This is a genomic window from Flagellimonas spongiicola (genome assembly GCF_023502425.1).
GTDB lineage: Bacteria > Bacteroidota > Bacteroidia > Flavobacteriales > Flavobacteriaceae > Flagellimonas > Flagellimonas spongiicola.
Genome location: NZ_JAMFMA010000002.1, coordinates 184,401 through 205,357, shown reverse-complemented (window position 1 = coordinate 205,357; position 20,957 = coordinate 184,401). Strand labels below are relative to the sequence as shown.

The window sequence follows — 20,957 nt, the reverse complement described above, 5'->3', positions numbered from 1 at the left end:
TTTAATTATAACGATAAGGTCAATCCAAAAATCAAAGACTTGGACAATGGATAGAATCCTCTATCTACACCTCTTGTAAATGTTCCACCATTTCCTAGCGCAGGATCAAAACCGGAATAGTCGGTGATGGTGAACAAATTGGTAGCTGTTAAATACAGACGAAGGTTATCAATTGGCATTTTCTCCATAATGTTATCAGGGAAAGTATAGCCAATCTGTGCATTTCTCAATCTAAAATAAGAACCGTCTTCCAAGAAATAACTGGATGGTCTAATGTTGTTGTTAGGGTCACCAAAAACATTCCTTGGTACATTGGTATTCGTGTTCTGAGGTGTCCATGCGTTAACAAGGTCAGCTGACATATTAGATCTATCGGTTCTGTAAAGCCACATTCTAACACCATTGTAGATGTTATTTCCATGCGTGCCTTGGAAGAAAAGACTTAAATCAAAATTCTTGTAAGAAGCGTTAAAATTGATACCATATTCAAAATCTGGTAGTCCACTGCCCATGAATTGTTTGTCATCGTCATCTAGGGTTCCATCGCCATTGGTGTCAACAAACCTTAAGTCACCAGGAGCTGCATTAGGTTGTACACCATGTGCATCAACTTCTGCTTGGGTTTGGAAAATACCATCGGCTTCATACAAATAGAACCTACCAATTTCACCACCCACTTCCGTTCTAGTTGTTGGGAAGTTGTTGAACTCGATAAATCCATCTGTGAACGATTCATCTGCTACACCCAATTGGGTTACTTCGTTGGATGTTCCGCTGATGTTGGCACTGATGCTATATGTAAAATCATTACCTGATCCATTGTTATAGGATGCAGAGAATTCCCAACCATTGTTTTCCAAGTTACCGCCATTGGTAAGTGGGAAAGCCGTAATACCAGAAGTAGCAGGAATTGGGACATTTACCAACATGTCAGTAGTCTTGGAGGTAAAGTAATCAAAAGAAAACTTTACTTGGTTTTGAAGGAACCCTAAATCAACACCAATATTTGTAGTCGCAGTTTCTTCCCACTGTATATCTGGCGTAGGAAGCGAAGTACTGATGGCTCCCACAACAACTGGTTGACTTGCACCTTCTCCAAAGGGATAGTTTAATTGTTGCCCACCTGAACCGATTCTTGCCAAGAACAAATGATCTCCAATTAATTGGTTTCCTAAAGTACCGTAGCTAAATCTTGGCTTGAACTGACTGATGACCTCTGAATTGAAGAAGTCTTCGTTATGAATGGCCCAACCAAGTGATACCGAATAAAAAGTACCATACTTGTTAGTAGATGCAAATCGTGAAGAACCATCACGTCTAATACTACCTTGAACATAGTACTTATCATCAAAATCGTAACTAAGACGGCCAAAGTAGGATTGCAATGTACTTGTGGAGTTGAAACCAAAGGAGGACTCATCGCCAATTCCTGAACTTAACGCTCTTAATTGATCGGATGCCAATTCGTTATTGGAACCGCCAACAGACCTGAATTCGCTCTTCTCTCGGGATACACCCAATAATGCTTCTATATCGTGAGGGCCAAAAGACTTGCGATAGTTCAAAGTGTTGTTCAATGTCCACTCATTGGTTCGCGTTCTGTTTTCGCTCAAAAATGGATTTTCATTAATGGCCTGTGGTCCGAAATTATATGTAGGTAAGAAGTTGGAAAAATGCGTATTCTCAACGTTAGCACCGTATTGGAATTTATAGCTTAAACCATCAAATAGTTTTAAGGTGGCAGAAACGTTGAATTGCAAATAATCATCTTGATCTGCTCTGTCGTTTAATTCCGACTCACCTACAGGGTTACCAGAACCTAATTCCGGTGGTGGTGTAGCAAAACCGCTTAACGAATTGTTATCAAAAATTTCCTTGTGCGGTAGTTGCTGATAAATCTGGAGGAATGGAGAGAAACTTGCATTTCCTCCCCCAATTGGCTCAAAAATTCCTTTAGTGTTTTCTCTGGTGTAACTCACCCCAGGGGCGATATTCAGACGTCCGTCCAACAGGTCAAAATCCAAGTTGAAACGGGTGCTCGATCGGTTGAAGTCTGTATTTACGACCGTACCTGTATTTTCAAAATACCCTGCGGAGAAATTGTACTTCATGTTTTCAGTACCCCCGGAAATTCCGATATCGTGCTTTTGTTCAAATGCATTGTCTATATAAGCTCCTACCCAATCAGAATCCGCATATTGGGTTCCGTTGGTCAGATAAGGTGCTGGAGTGTCCCCTGCATTGGCAAAAGCCTCTAATTTTATTTGATTGTGCTGATCTCTATTAGCTACATCAACATTATCGCTTACCCATTGGGTACTTGCATATGAACCAATTGTAACACGTGGATCTCCGGTTTTTCCTCTTTTGGTGGTTACGATCACAACACCATTAGAAGCTCGGGATCCATAAATTGTTGCTGCAGAAGCATCTCGTAGAATACTTATGTCTTCAATATCTGAAGGATTAATGTAAGAGAGGTCACCTGGAATACCGTCAATTACTACCAAAGGATTGTTGTTTCCTATAGTACCCAATCCCCTGATCCGGATAATTGGATTACTACCTGGGGCTCCAGTCGCAATGGCAACGTTCAAACCTGCAACTTGTCCTTGTAATGAAGTGGCTACATTAGCGGTCGGTATCTTTTGGATTTCCTCTACATTTACAGAAGAAATCGCCGCTGTCAATTCAGCCTTTCTTTGCGTACCGAAACCAACTAGGATGACTTCTTCCAAACCTTGCGCATCCTCTTCTAGCACAACATTGATTGAAGTTTGGCTGCCTACTACAACTTCCTTGGTAATGAATCCAAGGTATCTGAATACTAAAGTAGATTCACCATTTGGCACCTCAATGGAATAATTACCATCAAAATCCGCTTGGGTACCAACAGTACTATCTTCCTTCAAGTTCACCGTAGCGCCTGGGAGCGGAACACCATCTTTATCGGTGACCGTGCCTGATACAACCTGCTGGATTTTTTTAAGAACAGGAGTTGGCGTGTTCGATTGTTTTATTAATAGTATAGATCCTTCGTTGGAAAGTTGATATTCAAAATTTGCAAAAGACAGCGTGCGCTGTAACAATTGATTGATTTTGGTCTTACCTTTTTTCACGGCCACTTTAGGGGCATTGGCAAAAAGGTCGGAACGGTAAATGAACGAATAGTCCGTTTGTTCCCGAATCAAATCGAAGACTTCCTCAACGGTTAGTTCTTGGTTCGCATCGATTACAATTTTTTTGTCCTGCGAGAATCCTATTTTGGTACTAAAACCAAAAGACGCTATGCAAAATAAAAAGATAAAGGTCCTCATAATGACAAACAGGAGCTTTTTCCTATATAACATAGGTAGCCCAACAAATTTTGTTTTCATAAATTTGAAGTTGTTAGTTAGTTAATATTTAATTAATTGATCGACATGGGATGGAAGTTTAAATTGTCCAGGTCTAAGCTCCATCCCTTTTTTTATTCTACCATAATTGTTTTTCCTTGTGTTTTGAATTTGGCTTCGTTCGTGTTTTCAATTATTGAAAGAATATTTTTGAGTTCTTGATTTCGGTTGAATACCCCGTTAAAGGTGATTTTTCCTTTTGCACCATCCATTATTTTAACATCTACATCATACCATCTGGAAAGTACTTTCATGATTTCTTCAAGTGGCATGTTCTTAAAGCTGAACAAACCATCTTTCCAAGAGATTACGTTGGATACATCTGTAGCCGCTATTCGTATTTCCCTTGTTGTCTTATTTATTTTCGATTGAAGTCCAGGAGATAAGTTGTTAATGGAATTTCCGTCCTTAATGGCCACTTTTCCATTTACCAAGGTTGTTTCTATAAAAGTATCCTCACGGAATGCCTTAATGTTGAATTCCGTTCCGAGTACATCCACTTCTTGACCTTGTGTTGCTACAAGAAAATGTGTGCCATTATTTTGGATGCTTGGCGATACTTCAAAATACGCTTCACCATAGACAAGTTCTACTTTACGTGGTGAATCTGGTCCAAAATCAACGGGGTACTTCAATTCGGTATCTGAGTTCAACCATACTTTTGTACCGTCAGCCAATACCAAATAAAACTGTCCACCACGGGGAATGGTAAGGGTGTTTTGCTTTATTTGACCATTTGCATCTTTGTTCGCTGCATAAACCAATTGCTGACCATTACTTGTAAGTGCTTGCGTAGTGTAGGCTTTTCCTTTTTCAAGGGCTACTTTCGTTCCATCCTCCAAAGTCAGCGTGGCTTTATCGGTTCCAATAGTAATGGACTCTTCAACAACTTGAGGCGCTGTTGTATCTACGGGTGTTTCTGTAGGAATTACAAAAGGAAGGGTCAATAGCAAGATGATAACTGCAGCGGCAGCATATTTCCAATAGGTGCTAACCCCCTTTGGCGATTTTATTTTTGAGTTTATTCGTTCCCAACCTTTCCTTATATCTACAACGCTGGAAGTATCTTGGTAGCTGTTTTGAACTTTTTCAAAATAAGATCTGTGGGTTTCTGATTCAGAGATCCAAGCTTCAAATTGCTCTCCTTCCGCTTTAGTGAGCGTGTTGTTTAACTTCTTAAGAATCAGTTTAAATTCCATTATATCAGTTGCATGCTTTTAGACTAGACAATCAGAAAAGTAAAATGGGTGACAAAAAAATGAAAAAAGTTTAAAAAAAAGCAATTGAAAAAATGAAATCAGTAAAAAACAATGCCATTTATTGCGTCATTAACAGTGCAATTAGCATGGCCATTTGCTCGCCTATTTTTAGTTTGGCCCTTTTTAATTGTGTTTTTACCGTATTGACCGAAACACCAAGTTCTTCGGCAATTTCGACATATTTGTAGTTTTCAATAAAGCGCATTTTGACGATTTGCTGCATTTTACTGGGAAGCCCTTCTACAACTTTAAGCAATTGGTGGTGGATTACTTTTAGGTCATCACTTGAAAAGAATTCCAAGTCATAATCTGAACTAAGCATGGATTGCATATCCAATACTTTCGCATCATCAGTTATTTTAAGTGATTTTAAAAAATTGAGGCAGCGATTCCGGACCATTGAATACAAATATCCCTTAAGGGATGATTTGATTTCCAATTCATTTGCTTTTTCCCATAAATGGATAAAGACCTCTTGAACAATATCCTCACTCCAGTTTTGGTCAAAGAGGTAACTATTCGCATAGTGGACCAATTCCGGATAAGTGTCTTCAAAAAACTTCTTGTAGACAAATTGGTTTTGGTTCCGAATTTCCTGTATTACTGAATTAGAGTCCAAGTTAGATTAGCTAGTGCACCAGGTCTTTCGCATCTCCAATTCCAATTACCCCGAATTTTCCTAAGAAAATAGGGCGTAATGGGGGATTAAATTAAACCTAGGTAACAATCAAAAATAGCTATTATTAAAAAAATGGAAAGCTAAAGATTTTGATCATTCATCTTTACAATGAAATTTTTGTACATTGCAAGCGTCCAATTGATCGACGTTTTTTCCTTACGTTGAAATTTACACTTCGTTCGTATTGTTTGAAAGATCAAAGTAATCTTTTAACTGAGCCATAAATGATGGATACGAAACTATTGAGACCAATCTTCCTTTCATTGATTGCTTTGCAATCTTTTTTGATCAGTTGTGAGCAGAAGCCGCAACAAGCTAAGACTAATGAAGATATTACGAATAGGGAATTTACCAAAAACATAATTGATTATGTGGGTGTGCCAGATGCACCTCGGGACCGTAATATTTTGGTGTTTTCTGATCAAGGGGCCTGGTTTGGCTTTAGCTTACCGGATAATAAGCAAAAATATGGTGGATTTACCGGCCCATTTTTGATGACTCAGCAAAATGGTGTTTGGGCTAGCAAGAATAGTATGCAGGTCAATCTTGTATCTCAACAAGGTAATCCAAAGCTAAATTGGGAAAATGCATTAATAGAATGGGATGGAACTCCTAGTAGATTGTATGTAAAGTACGAAGATGCCGAGTTTCAAGTAGAACAACAATTGACTTATCTATCTGGACACACGGCTTTGGTGCGCACGATAGTCCAAAATGTTTCCGGCAATTCGGTTGATTTTATTCTGGAATATTCAGGGGAATTGTTTACAACGGGCTTGAAATTTCAAACTAAGGAAAATCTTGTGCAAATTGATTCAGAATATAGCAATGCCAAAGGGTATCTAAAGTTTTTGGGGGATTCCCTATCTATTTCTTCCGGTTCTGTGGATTCCTATCGGGCAAATTCTGAATTGGTTGTTTTGGAACCTGGTGAATCCAAATCATTTTTGGCATCACAGACCTTCATTTTTCCAGAATATTCATGGGATGAAGAACAACGAAGGATTGAGGATGTCGAATTTGGGGCACTTTTGGAACAACGCAGCATTGAGAAAGAACAGCAATTAAATGCCTTGTTGACTAATCAACCCGAACAATTCAAGGATTCCCTGTATTCATTCGTTTTGGAGAAATCATTACTTACCCTACAAAACAATTGGCGTATCCCAGCTGGTGAGTTAAAACATCAGGGCTTGTTTCCTAGCTATCACTATGAATGGTTTCATGGTTTTTGGTCGTGGGATTCGTGGAAGCATTCAGTGGGGTTGTCGGCTTATGCACCCAAATTGGCGAAAGATCAAATTAGGGCCATGTTCGATTTTCAAAAAGAGAATGGTTTTATTGTTGATTGTGTCTATCGCGATACCACCATAGAGGCCCATAATTATCGCGATACCAAACCTCCATTGGCAGCATGGGCCGTTGCAAAAGTACTTCGAAAGAACCCAGATCCCCTTTTTGCCAGCGAAATGTATCCCAAATTAAAAAAGTACCACCTTTGGTGGTATACAGATCGCGATCACGATCAAGATGGGTTATGTGAGTATGGATCCACGGACGGCACCGTTATTGCGGCCAAGTGGGAAAGTGGAATGGATAATGCTATTCGATTTGATTCTACCAAAATGCTTCAAAATTCCAAGGATGCGTTTTCCATGGACCAAGAAAATGTTGATTTAAACGCTTTTTTATACGCGGAAAAAGGCTATCTCGCTGAAATCGCAACCATTTTGGGTTTAAATGAAGAATCCAGTAAATGGAAACAAGAAGCGTCAGAATTGAAAACACGTATTCAAACGCAATTTTTTGATGAAGAAGCAGGATGGTTCTATGATACCAATCTGGATGGTGATACCTTTATAAAGGGAGCTGGAAGTGAAGGTTGGATTCCGCTTTGGGCCAAAGTTGCCAATGAGCAACAAGCTGAAATAGTAAAAAATAAAATGATGGATCCCAAAAAGTTCAACGTAAAAGTTCCTTTTCAGACAATGGCTGCAGATCACCCAAAATTTGACCCCATGAACGGCTATTGGCGAGGGCCAAATTGGTTGGATCAAGCCTATTTTGGAATCAAAGGGATTCGGAACTACGGCTATGAAAAAGAGGCAAATGAGATAACCCTCAAACTGCTTATTGGAGCCGAGGGTTTATTGGAAAAGGGAAAACCCATTCATGAGAATTATCATCCTTTGACCGGAAAAGGCCTGTATGCCAAAAACTTTAGCTGGAGCGCCGCTCATTTAATAATGCTTTTGACAAACGACGAATAGTCCATGGAATACACCACAATGAAATTAAGCACAACTAAGGCTGAAAACTTAACTGAAAGCCTGTTTGGTATTAAGGGTAAAGCAACAGCTTTGCCTGGTGAAATTGATTTTAATTTTAAAATTGAAGTATCAGGCGCAGATGGATACATTTTAAAAGTATCGCGATTAGAGGAGGAACTTTCGTACTTGGAATATCAACAAGAAATGTTACAACATGTTGCGAAGAATCCGAAAGTCCAATCCCCACAGGTAATAAAGGATGTTAACGGCCGCGATGTTTCTAGCTTTGAGGATGACCAAGGCAATACAAGAAGAGTTAGACTGCTCACTTGGATAACCGGTCGTGTTTGGAGTCAAGTAAATCCGCAACTGGATGATTTGAGAAACAGTCTTGGTATCCAATGTGGTTTACTTAGCAAGGCCCTTGCTGATTTTGACCACCCAATGGCCCATCGGGAATTTGTTTGGGACGTTGCGCAAGGATTATGGACAAAGGAACATCTTCATTTGTTTGATGATGAACAGCGAATCATACTCTCTCATTTCATTGGGATTTTTGAGGATAGCGCAGCTGGTTACTCCGTATTAAGAAAACAAGTTGTCCATAATGATGCCAATGACAATAATATCATAGTAACAAAAACGCTTATTGGTCCTTCTGTTGAAGCATTTATAGATTATGGTGATGCAATTTATACCCAACTCATCAACGATTTGGCTATTGCATGCGCCTATGCCATAATGGGTCATAACGATCCTTTGGATGCCGCTTTGCCAATTGTAGCAGGATACCATCATTCTTATCCGTTAATGGAGGAAGAACTGGAACATCTTTTTGTGGCTATCGCAATGAGACTGATTATTTCGGTCACCAAATCCGCCATCAACAAAATTGAAGAGCCAGAAAACACCTATTTGTTGATCAGTGAAAAACCGGCTTGGGAAGTACTGAACAAATGGTACAAAGTGCAAAAGGACTTTGCACATTATTCTTTCCGAAGCGTATGTGGCTTCACTCCTCATCCGGACCATGATAAATTTATAACGTGGACCCAAGAAAGTACCCCGGAGTTAAAGGACCTATTCCCTACTATAAGTTATAAGGATGTTTTTCCTATAGATCTTAGTGTTTCCAGTACTTGGGTAGGGCACCAGGAGGAATTCAATGATTTGGATTTTTTGCAATTCCGTATTGAACAGCTACAAAAAGAGCATCCGGAAAAAGTAATTGCAGGTGGCTATTTGGAGGCTCGTGCATTATACGGTACATCTTCCTATGGAAAAATGGGGAATCAGGGAAATGAAAGTAGAACTGTTCACTTAGGAGTTGATTTCTGGCTGCCGACCCACACTCCGGTACATGCAATGTGGGATGGCGAAGTAGTTACGGCAATTAATGATGCTGGAAACAAAGAATATGGTGGTTTGGTGATATTAAAACATCAAAAAAAAGACTTCCATTTTTTTAGTTTATATGGTCACCTGACTGTTTCAAGTGCTACAGCTCATAAGGTTGGGGAACTTATCAAAGCAGGTGATGCAATAGGTGAGTTGGGGAATTATCCGGAGAATGGAAATTGGGCACCGCACCTACACTTTCAATTGATGCATTCCCTCTTGGGTTTTAAAGATGATTTTCCAGGTGTCGCATATCCGAATCAAATTGAAGTTTGGAAAGGTTTGTGCCCTAATCCCAATCTCATATTTAAGAAATCTGCATTAGAACAAACGCAAAAGTTGACCAATTCAGAACTGATTGCCTTTAGAAAAGAACATTTAGGGAAAAGTTTAAGCTTGCAATACAAAGTGCCAATTAAAATGGTGCGCGGGGCTGGACAATATCTCATGGATCAGTTGGGAAGGAAGTATTTGGATATGGTGAATAACGTGGCCCATGTTGGACACGAAAATCATGCGGTTGTTCGTGCAGGTCAAGAGCAAATGGCATTGTTGAATACGAATTCGAGGTATTTGCATGAGAACATCAATGCGTTTGCGGAAGAACTATTGGCAACCTTGCCCGATGAACTGTCGGTACTTCATTTTGTGAATTCTGGGAGCGAGGCCAATGAACTAGCGATTCGTATGGCAAAAGCAGTTACGGGTCAAAGAGATATTATTGCTTCGGAAGTAGGGTATCATGGCAACTCTAATATGTGTGTGGATATCAGTTCGTATAAATTTGATGGTAAAGGCGGCAGCGGAGCACCGGAACATACACATATTTTTCCACTCCCGGATGCTTTTCGCGGCAAATACCGAGGAGAAAATTCTGGAGCACAATACGCCGAGGAAGTAAAAAAACAAATAGAGATTATTGAGGCAAAAGGTCGTGGAGTATGTGCGTTGATCGTGGAATCCATTATAAGTTGTGGTGGACAAATAGAACTTCCGCGTGGGTTTTTGTCAAAGGCCTATAATTATGTACGAAGTTCCGGAGGCATTTGTATTGCAGATGAGGTTCAGGTGGGATGTGGAAGAGTGGGTAAATCTTTTTGGGGATTTGAATTACATGGCGTTGTCCCAGATATTGTAACCATTGGGAAACCGATTGGCAATGGCCATCCGCTCGCCGTTGTGGCGTGCACGGAAAAGGTGGCAAATAAATTCGCCAATGGGATGGAATACTTCAATACGTTTGGTGGCAACCCTGTTTCTTGTGCCATTGGATCCCAGGTTTTAAGGACTATACGACAGCAAGAACTTCAAGAAAATGCGTTAACAGTCGGAATCCATCTGAAGCAACAACTCAATGAACTGTCATTGGATTATCCAATTATTGGGGATGTCAGAGGACAAGGTCTGTTTTTGGGTTTTGAATTGGTTGATCACCAGTTGAATCCTTTGGCAGATCAGGCAGATTATTTAGCCAATAGAATGAAGGATCATGGCGTACTGATGAGTACAGATGGACCGGATAACAATGTCCTCAAAATTAAACCTCCTATGGTTTTCACGATGGAAAACGCAGAGGAACTACTGTTTTTGCTATCCAAGATATTGAGTGAAGATTTTATGCAAATCAACTAATCAGAATTCGGTTCGATGAAAATTAAGCATTACTGTATTATCGCGGCAGTTTGCTTTGTGTCATGCACAAATCAAGAATTGCCCAAAATTGGGGAACAAACGTATCATTTTGACCATAAGGTGTTTGAAGAGCACAAACTGCCATCGCATGCAACTTTTTTCGGTTTGGAATCATCGGAAATAGAAAGCAAGGAATTGTCAACAAGGTTTATGGATTTGAATGGTCCCTGGAAGTTTCATTTTGTAAAAAATCCCAAGGATAGACCCAAAACATTTCAAAATCAAGAATTTGATGATAGTGAATGGGATACCATCCCGGTGCCAGCCAATTGGGAAGTGCATGGTTATGATCGCCCAATTTATTTGGATGAACGATACCCTTTCGATACAAAATGGCCAAATATTCCGCAAGAATACAATCCAGTTGGCACCTATCGCAAGGAAATGGAAATTCCTGCAAGTTTTTTAGAGGAACTGGTTGTTCTTCATTTTGAAGGTGCAAAATCTGCAATGTATGTCTATGTGAACGGTTCTTACGTTGGCTATTCGGAGGGAAGCAAAACTCCTGCTGAATTTGATATCACATCTTACCTGAATCCAGGGCGGAATCTTCTTGCGTTACAAATGTTTCGATGGAGTGATGCCAGTTATCTTGAAAGTCAGGATATGTTGCGTATGAGTGGGATAGAACGTGGGGTCTATCTCTATACTAGGCCCAAGGTTTTTGTGGCTGATTATTACTCGTATACTAATCTAGATGACAGTTACAAGAATGGAGTTTTCAATCCAAGAATTTCAATTTTTAATGAAACGGATTCATCTGCAAAACGCACGTTGAAGGTAGAACTAGTAGATGATGGTCAGGTGCTTTATGATGCGTTAGAGGAAATCGAATTGGAAGCCAATAGTAGGGATGAATATTCTTTTGAAACCATAATTGAACAGGTCAAAAGATGGTCCGCTGAGGTACCAAATCTATATGGTGTAAGAATTGAACTAATAGATTCAGCAAATGTTAAGAATAATCAATATATAAGCGGTCATGTTGGTTTCAAAAGAGTTGAAATAGTTGATAGTCAAGTGTTGGTAAATGGGAAACCTATTTACATCAGAGGTGTAAATCGGCATGAAACTGATCCATATACCGGGCATGTGGTTAGCAGATCTTCCATGGAAAAGGATATCAAGCTAATGAAACAAAACAACATCAATGCAGTACGGAGTTCACATTATCCAAATGATCCATACTGGTTGGATTTATGTGATAAATATGGTCTGTATGTTGTGGACGAGGCAAATATTGAAAGCCATCCATTGGCCATTGATGCAAAAACGCAGATCGGTAACGAAATGGAATGGCTTTCGGCCCATATGGCTCGTACCCAACGCATGTATTATCGGGACAGAAACCATCCATCTATATATTCATGGTCACTTGGGAATGAAGCAGGTGAAGGTAATATTTTTAAAACAACCTATGCTTGGCTAAAAGAACAGGATAACAACAGGATTGTGCAATATGAACCTGCAGGTAAAGAAGATTACACGGATTTATACTGTCCGATGTACCCTAAAGCCGAATATCTTCTAGAGCATGGTAAATCAAATTCCGATAAGCCATCTATAATGATAGAATATGCCCATGCCATGGGTAATTCTGTTGGGAACTTACAAGATTACTGGGATACCATTGAAACCTATCCAAATTTGCAAGGTGGTTTTATATGGGACTGGGTCGATCAGAGTTTGGAATACAAAGATGAAGATGGAAAACCGTATTTGGCTTATGGTCATGATTATCATCCGGATCTGCCAACAGATGGTAATTTTTTAAACAATGGTTTGGTAGATCCATATCGAAATCCACATCCCCATTTAACGGAAGTGAAAAAGGTCTATGAACCAGTGCAGTTTTATTGGTTGGGAAGTAATCAAATAAAGCTCCAAAACAAGAACTTTTTTAAGGACTTATCCAACTTAAAACTTTCTGCTAGACTATTGGTGGATGGCCAAGAAGTTAAGGTTCAAGATAATATTCCATTTGAAGCGTTACCGCAAATGTCAACGGTGATTGCACTGAATCTCATTCCAGATATGTTTCAGAAGGGTAAGGAATACATTTTGGAGGTTGGGCTTTATCAAAAGGATGAGACTCGATATGCCTCAAAAGGACATGAAGTAGCTTGGGATCAGTTTGTCTTGCAAAATGGTGTTATGGAATCACCAAAAAACGAGATAAAAGAAGCTTTGAAAATTGAACGTAGTGGAAATGTATTTGAGATAGCCAACAGCAGTACTACTTTAAAATTGCAAGCTGATTCCGGGGAGATACTTCAATGGAAATACAAAGCTTCTGAAATCACTGGTAATGCCATCAGGCCAAATTTCTGGAGACCCCCAACGGACAATGACCTTGGAAATGAAATGGTAAAATGGGCCAGCTTATGGCAAAACGCTTCTTACTTGTACCAATCTAAACTTATAAAAGAGCCCATGGTTACCAAAGAGGGACAAGTGCAGTTTGCGATTGAATATGAATTACCAACCAAGCAAGCCGAAGTTTCTATAGCTTATTCATTATCAACAGCTGGCCAGCTTACCATGGATTATGCGTTTAGGCCATTGGAAAACGGGCTTCCAAAATTACCCAGGCTTGGCTTGTATTTAACCTTGGATAAGAGTTTTGGTGACATTTCATGGTTTGGGAATGGACCAGAAGAGAGTTATTGGGACAGAAAAACTGGGGTGAAGGCTGGAATATATACAGGCAAAGTAGAAAAGCAATTTCACATGTATTCCCGACCCCAGGAAACTGGAAATAAAACGGATGTACGATGGATGGAAGTGTCCAACGGAAAAATTGCCATTAAGGCCTGGAGCAATCAATTATTGAATGCTAGTATTTGGCCTTTTTCCATGCAAGAACTCGATTTTAACGCTGAAGAAGATGGTGAGGCCTCTGCTTCTGGTTTGGTGCCGGTAACTAAGAAGCACGGTGCGGATATTAAACTTGGCAATACGATTCAGTGGAATCTTGATGCCTTGCAAATGGGTGTGGGTGGTGATACGTCCTGGGGGAGACCGGTTAGGGAGGCCTATACTATTGCGCCAAAGAATTATGATTATCAGATAACTTTAGAACCAAGATCCATTGAAAACCAAGTGCAATAAAATTTATTTAGATAAGATTGATCTTCTTTAGCAGTGCATCCTTGTTGGATCTCCCAATTGGAATCATGTTTTTTTGAATGTAAATTGTATTACCCATTATTTTGGATATTTTCTCAATGTTGATAATATAAGACTTATGGCACCGGAAGAATTTGGTTTTAGGGAGAACTCCTTCCCAAAATTTCAGGCTATAGGCTAACAAAAGTTGTCGATTTTCAAGAATAACAATAGTGAAATCCGTATCCGATTTTATAATTTTTATATCCTTTAAGTAAATTTTGATTATAGAATGACCATCTTTTGCAAAGATGAATTCCTTGGATAAGGACATGCCAGATTCATCAGTTACATCGCTATTCTTATTAACCCGGGAAATCGCGGTTAAAAACCTTTCGAAGGAAATTGGTTTTACCAGATAATCAGTTACGGCTAAGTTAAATCCTTCAACCGCGTATTCACTATAGGCTGTTGTTATTATTATGGACGGAGGATTGTCAACACTTTTTAAAAAATCGATTCCATTGATTCTAGGCAGGTTAATATCCAAAAAGACTAGATCAATGTTGTTTGATTTCAACATAGGGGTCGCTTCTAAAGCATTGGTGTACGTACCTAGAAGCTTTAAGTGAGGGATTTTTTCTATGTGATTTTTTATCACTAGTTGTGCTTGAAGTTGGTCTTCAATAATTATACAGTTGAGTGTCATTTAAAGTAGATTGAGTTTTAGCCATACTTCAAATAGTTGTTGATTGGACGAGATGTCTAACTTATAATCGCCTTGGTACATTAGCTCTAGTCGTTGCCTTGTATTTACAAGACCAATTCCATTTGATTCTTGATTCGGAGTATCAAATTTTTCATGAGGGTTAGAACAGTAAAAATTCAAAACACCGTCAATGATGTCAATCTTTATGACAATGTCGATGTCAGATAATAAAGTATTTGTACTGTGTTTAAAACAATTTTCAACAAACGGCAATAACAGTAAAGGTGCAATTGTATACCCGCTGGGTTCAGATTTGTTTATATATGTTATTTTACCTCTACCTTCCAATTGTATTTCTTGCAATTCAAGGTAAGATTCTAGATTTTCAATTTCTCGTGAAAGTAGAACAACTTTTTCGGTGCTATCATAGATGACATAACGCAAAAATTTAGATAGTGTTAATATGGCATCTTTGGCTCTGGAATCATTTCGTAAAGCCAATGAATAAATATTGTTCAAATTATTGAAAAGTACATGAGGATTAATCTGGGACTTTAAAAAACTAAGCTGACTTTCTGATTTTTCTTTTTCAAGTTTATTGATAAGGTGCTCCCTTTTATTGAAATAAAACAGAAATTTTATACCAAGAAAAATGGCCAGTGGAGTGGCATATCCAACAAATACGGAAACAGGTGGTGCAATTCCATGGGTATTTGGGTCGAAGTCCAAATAGGGTTCAATCAATATTTCTTCAACATATCCAAAGAAGAAGATACATCCAATAACTATAAGAATAAAGAACCACAACTTTTGTCTTAAATAGAAATTTGGGAAAATCACGTAATTGACAACAATGAACATCAGTAATTTGTTCACGGTAATAATAAATTCATGAAAATGGATATGGTAATTGTCCTTGTCAAATGTTGTCATCAGAATGATCGTAATCCATAAAACCACTATGATTACAATATCACTCCTGAAAAAATCAGTGCTATTTTTTTTGTCTAGGGCAATCACGCGTACAATTTAGGAAAAAGCAATTGGCTCGCTAAATTATATCCTTCAACAACCTTATTGAGTCCTTTAACATGAGAGTTAAGCCTTTTTTTGGGCAAATAAAGAACATACGGTCTTTGAATTTTTATAAACCTGCTAACTCTGCGGTTTAAGGTGTCAGAAATGCAGTTCAAGGATTTGCTACCGTTTTCCTGTTCATAGTCAAATAATTTGAGAGAAAATTTAAGTGCCAGATTATGAACAGAAAAACATTCCTAGTCCAAGGGATTAGTAGTTTGACTTCCTTGTCTGTTTTTGGGTTTTCCAGCAAGAAGGATAAATCAAATTGTTGGACTCAAACAGATGATTTAGGCCCTTTTTATAGAGAGAATGTGCCTCTTAACAATCCAATGGTCAACGACACCAATACATCCAAATTAAGAATATCTGGGATTGTTTTTGATGGTGAATTGTGCGATAAAGCCTTGGCAAAAGCCACCATTGATGTCTGGCATGCGGACCAAAATGGCGATTATGATAATTCTTCATCAAAGTTTGCTTTTCGAACAAAAATAGTAACAAACAACAGCGGAGAATATGGGTTTAAGACCCTTATGCCAGGGCATTATGGAAATAGGCCTAGACACATACACTTTAAAGTTCAGCTTGACGGCTATTACCCTCTAATTACCCAATTATACTTTAAACATGATGAAGCAAATTTTGACTACTTATCAAAACAAGCAAATGTTGAAAGGATACTTCGCATTACAAAGAGGGGAGACGTATGGGAAGGAACATTTAATCTTTATCTAAGAAAATATCAATAACAATTATGAATGTAAAAATGGGTGTTACCCGCTTAATCGTTGTACTAAGTATTGCTATGTTAGTGCCATTTGTTTCTTCTGGGCAAGACAGTTTGGATACCAGAAATAGATTTAATTATACAATCCAAAGAACGATCCAACCAATAAAAGTTGATGGTGTAATAGACAATCTCTGGGAGAAATTCGATACGGCATCCCCTTTCTATAATCACACACCCACCGATATGGGATTTTCCGAATTAAAAACAGAAGTAAAAATAACATATGATGATAAATTCATATTTGTTCTTGGAATTTGCCACGATAAAGGCAAAAGGGTAGTGCAAACCTTACAGAGAGACAATACGGGATACTACAGAAGCGATCATTTGACGTTTGCAATTGACCCAATAGGGAATAAACAAAATGGATTCATGTTTGGTGTTAATGCTGGAGGAGCCCAGTTTGAAGGGAGTTTGTCTTTGGATGGAACCAGCGTGGAAAATGCAATTGTCTGGGATAATAAATGGTATTCAAAAGTTAAAGAATACGATGACTATTGGGTGGTAGAATATGCAATACCTTTTAGAACATTGAGGTATAATTCCAAGAATAGAAATTGGGGTGTTGGATTTGTAAGACCGGATATTCAGAACAATAAATTGACAACTTGGACGGAGTTTCCAAGAAATTTTGGTGCGGACGACATGAATTATATGGGTACACTGCATTGGAAGGAAGATGTACCCAATAATGGAAGACCTTTTAGCGTAATACCTTATTCAACGGTTTCATCAGTTCGCGAATTCAATGATAGTGAACAGACATCTGCAAATAAGGATTTCAAGGTTGGGTTAGACGCTAAATTAAATATTACAAGTTCTTTGAATTTGGATGTTACGATCAATCCTGATTTTTCGAATGCAGATGTGGATCAACAAGTTACTAACCTAACGCGATTCAATATTTTCCTGCCTGAAAGACGTAATTTTTTTCTTGAAAACAATGATATCTTTTCAAATTTTGGTGGATGGGGCATAGAACCTTTCTTTTCCAGAAGAATAGGTTTGAACAACGGTCAGATAGTACCGATTGACTATGGAATGCGAATAACGGGTAACCTTGCTAAAAAAACCAGAATTGGGGCACTTCATATTAGAACAGAGGGCTATGAAAGTCTGGAAGCGCAAAACTTTACTGTTGGCGCAGTGCAACAACAGGTTTTGGATAAATCCGTAGTAAAGGCTTTAGTTATTGATAAACAAGAAGCTGGTAACGGGGCTAACTCATATTCGCGAAATTTGGGGTTGGAGTTTGCCTATGTAGGCAAGAATGGAAAGTTCAACAATACTTTTAGATTGCATAGTTCACATACAGATGAACAATTGGATGACAATTTTTATTATGGGTTCAATGGAAATTATAACACGCGAAGAATTAGATCGGGTTGGACGTTTGATGTTGTTGGTGAAAATTACATCACCGAGGTGGGAATTAACCCGAGATTAGAAAACTACAATGCAGAAACGGATGAATTAGTTCGAATAGGGTTTATAAAATTCAACCCCTATTTTAGGTATCTTTTTTACCCTAAAAAAGAGGAATCCGTATTAAACTGGCATGGCTCTAGAACCTGGCATGTTGTACATTTCAATCATGATGGGAGTTTAAATGAAACAGAAAACAATTTGGCGTATGATTTCAGTTTTAAGAACACAGCATCGTTAACTGCAGATGTCCGTTACAGACAAATAAACCTGCCGTTGCCCACTAGCTTTTTGGGAGATTTCACGCCTTTACCTGTATCCAATTATACTTTCACGCAATTTGGATTAGAATATAGCACAGACAATAGAAAACAAATAAGAGGCGATATTCGAACTAGTTACGGAGAATTTTTTAATGGGCATAGATTTAACTTGTTGCTAAATGGTAATATAAGAATACAACCTTGGGGAAATTTTGGTCTTAGTTATAATTATAACAATGTTAAATTACCGGCCGATTTTGGGGAACGAGAAATACATTTATTGCGTTTCAATAGTAATATTAGTTTTTCCACGAACATGTTTTTAACTGGCGTTGCACAGTATAATACACAATCAGATAACTTCTCAGTTTTCTCACGCTTTCAATGGAGGTACCTTCCTATGTCTGATTTGTTTTTGATTTACACAGATAATTATAATACGATAAATGGCCTTCAACCAAATAATAGAGGTTTTGTATTGAAACTCACGTATTGGTTTTAATGTTTAACCTTGTTGTTAAAGGACTGGGATATTAATTCTATCAATTCAACCATAATTAGAGGAGGTCTTAATCGTATCCAGAATTAGAAAATCCAAATAAAAATACCTTTTCAATTGGGCAACTTGGGCATCAATCTGTGTAACCAAAAATGTCTTTGTTTTGAAAAGATCGTTTGTTTGTTGTTTATTTTTTTGTGCCTCAAATTTATTTTTTGGCCAAGATTCGGAGTCTACACGTGAGAACTTCCAATATAGAATCAAGTCCACTGAAAACACCATAAAAGTTGATGGGATTATTGACGAAGGAGAATGGGAGGGACATGAAATCATAGAACAGTTTTACAACCATAATCCCAGCGACCAAGGTTTTGCCAAGAACAAAACAGAAGTTCGAATTACCTATAATGAACAAATGCTTTTCGTTTATGCTAAAATGTATGATGAAGGCAAACGAATAGTACAATCACTGGATAGGGATTCAGACAATGCGCATTGGAACAGCGATTCTTTTACCATTGTTATGGACCCAATTAACAGCAAACAGAGTGGGGTGCTTTTTGGGGTGAATGCAGGTGGGGCAGAACTGGATGGTAATCTAAGTATTGAGTCCTCATTTACCTTTTATTCGGAAACTTGGGATGAACGCTGGTTTTCGGCAGTACGGAATTATGATTCCTACTGGGTGGCTGAATTTGCAATTCCTTTTAGCAGTCTTAGGTTCTCGGAAAGTAACTTGGAATGGGGTATCAATTTTATCCGAGGTGATAAGATTGAAAATTTCTATTATACCTGGACCCAGTTTCCGGTCAATTTTAATGGCATAGATGTAAACTATATGGGGACCTTGATCTGGGAAAAACTGCCGACTTCTAAAACCAACTCGCTATTTGTGAAACCATACATAACAGCAAGTAGCCAAAAAACCAAACTTGATGATGGTTTTGCTACTAATGAAGAATTTGATGCTGGTTTGGATGTGAAAATTCCCATTACAAAATCGCTCTATGCTGATTTAACCCTTAATCCGGATTTTTCCAATGCGGATGTGGATCAAGAAGTAGTCAATATTAGTCGATTTGATATTTCGTTACCTGAACGCCGTGAGTTTTTTCTAGAAAACAATGACATCTTCACCAATTTCGGGTTTGAAAATTTCAGACCCTTTTTCTCAAGGCGCATTGGCTTGGAAAATGGTGAGAGCGTTCCAATAACCTTTGGTGCAAAAGTAACGGGGAATTTAGGACCAAACTTGAGAATGGGGGTCATGAATGTGCAAACAAAGAAGACCGACCAAAAACTTGCCGAGAACAATACAATCATGGCAATGAACTATAGGGTGCTAAAGCGCTCAGTAATCAAGGGGATGTTTATCAATAGAAGTACAACCGGAGATAATCCTGTAGATGATCATAGTCAGAATTATGGATTGGAATTCAATTACCTTTCAGAAAAAGGAAATTTCAATAATTGGGTGAGCTATCATGGGAGTAAGGCCAAAGACTTTTCAGATGGACATTTTTTTGGGGTCGAAGGGAGTTATGCTACAAGAAAATTCGGTACAGGATGGGTTTTTAACACCTTGAATGATCATTATCGTGCTGATTTGGGATTTACCCCAAGACTGTTCAATTTCAATGCGGACACTGGTGAAGTAATCCGGCAGGGATATACTTTGGCAAATCCTTGGGTACGCTACACGTTCTTTCCACAAAAAGAGGATTCCGCCATAATGCGTCATGGAGCACGTACTTGGCATTACTTTTATTTTAATAAAGGCGGCTTCTTTGAGCGACAGAATAATTTGGCGTATGATATCTTTTTTAGGAATACGGCCTCTTTAGTAGTTTCAGGAACCAATCGGGAAATAGATTTGCAATTCCCAACCAATTTTTTAGGCGGCGAGTTTGACAATTTACCTGTCCAAAACTATAATTTTTGGAGTGGTACGCTAGAATACAATTCAGACATAAGAAACCAATGGACGTATAGTGCTGGTGGTACCGTTGGATCATTTTACAATGGAAACATTACCACCCTGTTCGCATCCTCGAATTTTAGGTTTGGACATTGGGGGAATTTTAGTCTTTCCTATGATTTCAACTCTATCGAATTACCCGATAATTATGGCAACATAGACATCCATCTTATCAAATTCAATAACCTTTTAAGCTTTACGAACAAGCTATTCTTAAGTAATACCGTACAGTACAATACCTTGAGTGATAATTTCAGTGTTTTTACTCGATTGCAATACCGTTATGCACCACTATCAGATGTATTTCTGATTTACAATCAAAACAATGACACCAATGCATTTGATCTTACCAATAGATTGATAATTCTAAAGGCAACCTACCGCTTTGGTGTCTAGATTGTAAAGGTTACGG

Annotated in this window: 11 protein-coding genes; 6 read left to right on the top strand and 5 right to left on the bottom strand. The window is 38.4% G+C overall.

All coding sequences use genetic code 11. The features are described 5' to 3' along the window. Positions 1–5: 5 nt before the first annotated feature. The 3 genes from M3P19_RS07150 to M3P19_RS07140 all read right to left on the bottom strand — a co-directional run bounded on the left by M3P19_RS07150 (position 6) and on the right by M3P19_RS07140 (position 5,273). Positions 6–3,317 (bottom strand): SusC/RagA family TonB-linked outer membrane protein, encoded by a 3,312-nt coding sequence (locus M3P19_RS07150; protein ID WP_249656969.1) that lies wholly within the window; start codon positions 3,315–3,317, stop codon positions 6–8. A 152-nt stretch (positions 3,318–3,469) separates the two neighbouring features. Beyond that, positions 3,470–4,594 (bottom strand): FecR family protein, encoded by a 1,125-nt coding sequence (locus tag M3P19_RS07145; RefSeq protein ID WP_249656968.1) that lies wholly within the window; start codon positions 4,592–4,594, stop codon positions 3,470–3,472. A 118-nt stretch (positions 4,595–4,712) separates the two neighbouring features. Then, the gene (locus tag M3P19_RS07140) at positions 4,713–5,273 is read right to left on the bottom strand and encodes an RNA polymerase sigma-70 factor (protein ID WP_249656967.1); all 561 of its coding nucleotides are present in this window, start codon (positions 5,271–5,273) and stop codon (positions 4,713–4,715) included. A 284-nt stretch (positions 5,274–5,557) separates the two neighbouring features. On the opposite strand from M3P19_RS07140, the gene M3P19_RS07135 reads away from it, so the two are divergent. Genes M3P19_RS07135 through M3P19_RS07125 form a run of 3 tightly spaced genes read left to right on the top strand, consistent with a single transcriptional unit; the run spans position 5,558 to position 13,804 of the window. After that, a complete protein-coding gene (locus tag M3P19_RS07135; protein WP_249656966.1) occupies positions 5,558–7,603 on the top strand; it encodes an MGH1-like glycoside hydrolase domain-containing protein in 2,046 nt (681 codons plus the stop codon). A 3-nt stretch (positions 7,604–7,606) separates the two neighbouring features. Beyond that, positions 7,607–10,633 (top strand): aminotransferase class III-fold pyridoxal phosphate-dependent enzyme, encoded by a 3,027-nt coding sequence (locus tag M3P19_RS07130; protein ID WP_249656965.1) that lies wholly within the window; start codon positions 7,607–7,609, stop codon positions 10,631–10,633. Between the two features lie 15 nt (positions 10,634–10,648). Beyond that, positions 10,649–13,804: a glycoside hydrolase family 2 TIM barrel-domain containing protein gene (locus M3P19_RS07125; RefSeq protein ID WP_249656964.1), complete on the top strand. Its 3,156-nt coding sequence runs from the start codon at positions 10,649–10,651 to the stop codon at positions 13,802–13,804. A gap of 7 nt (positions 13,805–13,811) precedes the next feature. Here the strand turns inward: M3P19_RS07125 and M3P19_RS07120 are convergent, their stop codons facing one another. Both M3P19_RS07120 and M3P19_RS07115 read right to left on the bottom strand, forming a co-directional pair. Then, positions 13,812–14,510 carry a LytR/AlgR family response regulator transcription factor gene (locus tag M3P19_RS07120; protein WP_249656963.1) on the bottom strand — a complete coding sequence of 233 codons (699 nt, stop codon included), beginning with the start codon at positions 14,508–14,510 and terminating at the stop codon, positions 13,812–13,814. Beyond that, the gene (locus tag M3P19_RS07115) at positions 14,511–15,530 is read right to left on the bottom strand and encodes a sensor histidine kinase (RefSeq protein ID WP_249656962.1); all 1,020 of its coding nucleotides are present in this window, start codon (positions 15,528–15,530) and stop codon (positions 14,511–14,513) included. A 236-nt stretch (positions 15,531–15,766) separates the two neighbouring features. On the opposite strand from M3P19_RS07115, the gene M3P19_RS07110 reads away from it, so the two are divergent. The 3 genes from M3P19_RS07110 (at position 15,767) to M3P19_RS07100 (ending at position 20,941) form a co-directional block, all read left to right on the top strand. Next, on the top strand, positions 15,767–16,339 hold the full coding sequence (locus M3P19_RS07110; protein WP_249656961.1) for a dioxygenase family protein: 573 nt from the start codon (positions 15,767–15,769) through the stop codon (positions 16,337–16,339). Positions 16,340–16,344: 5 nt separating this feature from the next. After that, positions 16,345–18,570: a DUF5916 domain-containing protein gene (locus M3P19_RS07105; protein WP_249656960.1), complete on the top strand. Its 2,226-nt coding sequence runs from the start codon at positions 16,345–16,347 to the stop codon at positions 18,568–18,570. Positions 18,571–18,730: 160 nt separating this feature from the next. Next, positions 18,731–20,941: a DUF5916 domain-containing protein gene (locus M3P19_RS07100; protein ID WP_249656959.1), complete on the top strand. Its 2,211-nt coding sequence runs from the start codon at positions 18,731–18,733 to the stop codon at positions 20,939–20,941. Positions 20,942–20,957 lie beyond the last annotated feature (16 nt).

Excerpts from the sequence above, each read along its gene's own strand:
- M3P19_RS07150 (WP_249656969.1), bottom strand. The coding sequence starts at position 3,317 with ATGAGGACCTTTATCTTTTTATTTTGCATAGCGTCTTTTGGTTTTAGT.
- M3P19_RS07145 (WP_249656968.1), bottom strand. The coding sequence starts at position 4,594 with ATGGAATTTAAACTGATTCTTAAGAAGTTAAACAACACGCTCACTAAA.
- M3P19_RS07135 (WP_249656966.1), top strand. The coding sequence starts at position 5,558 with ATGATGGATACGAAACTATTGAGACCAATCTTCCTTTCATTGATTGCT.
- M3P19_RS07130 (WP_249656965.1), top strand. The coding sequence starts at position 7,607 with ATGGAATACACCACAATGAAATTAAGCACAACTAAGGCTGAAAACTTA.
- M3P19_RS07125 (WP_249656964.1), top strand. The coding sequence starts at position 10,649 with ATGAAAATTAAGCATTACTGTATTATCGCGGCAGTTTGCTTTGTGTCA.
- M3P19_RS07120 (WP_249656963.1), bottom strand. The coding sequence starts at position 14,510 with ATGACACTCAACTGTATAATTATTGAAGACCAACTTCAAGCACAACTA.
- M3P19_RS07110 (WP_249656961.1), top strand. The coding sequence starts at position 15,767 with ATGAACAGAAAAACATTCCTAGTCCAAGGGATTAGTAGTTTGACTTCC.
- M3P19_RS07105 (WP_249656960.1), top strand. The coding sequence starts at position 16,345 with ATGAATGTAAAAATGGGTGTTACCCGCTTAATCGTTGTACTAAGTATT.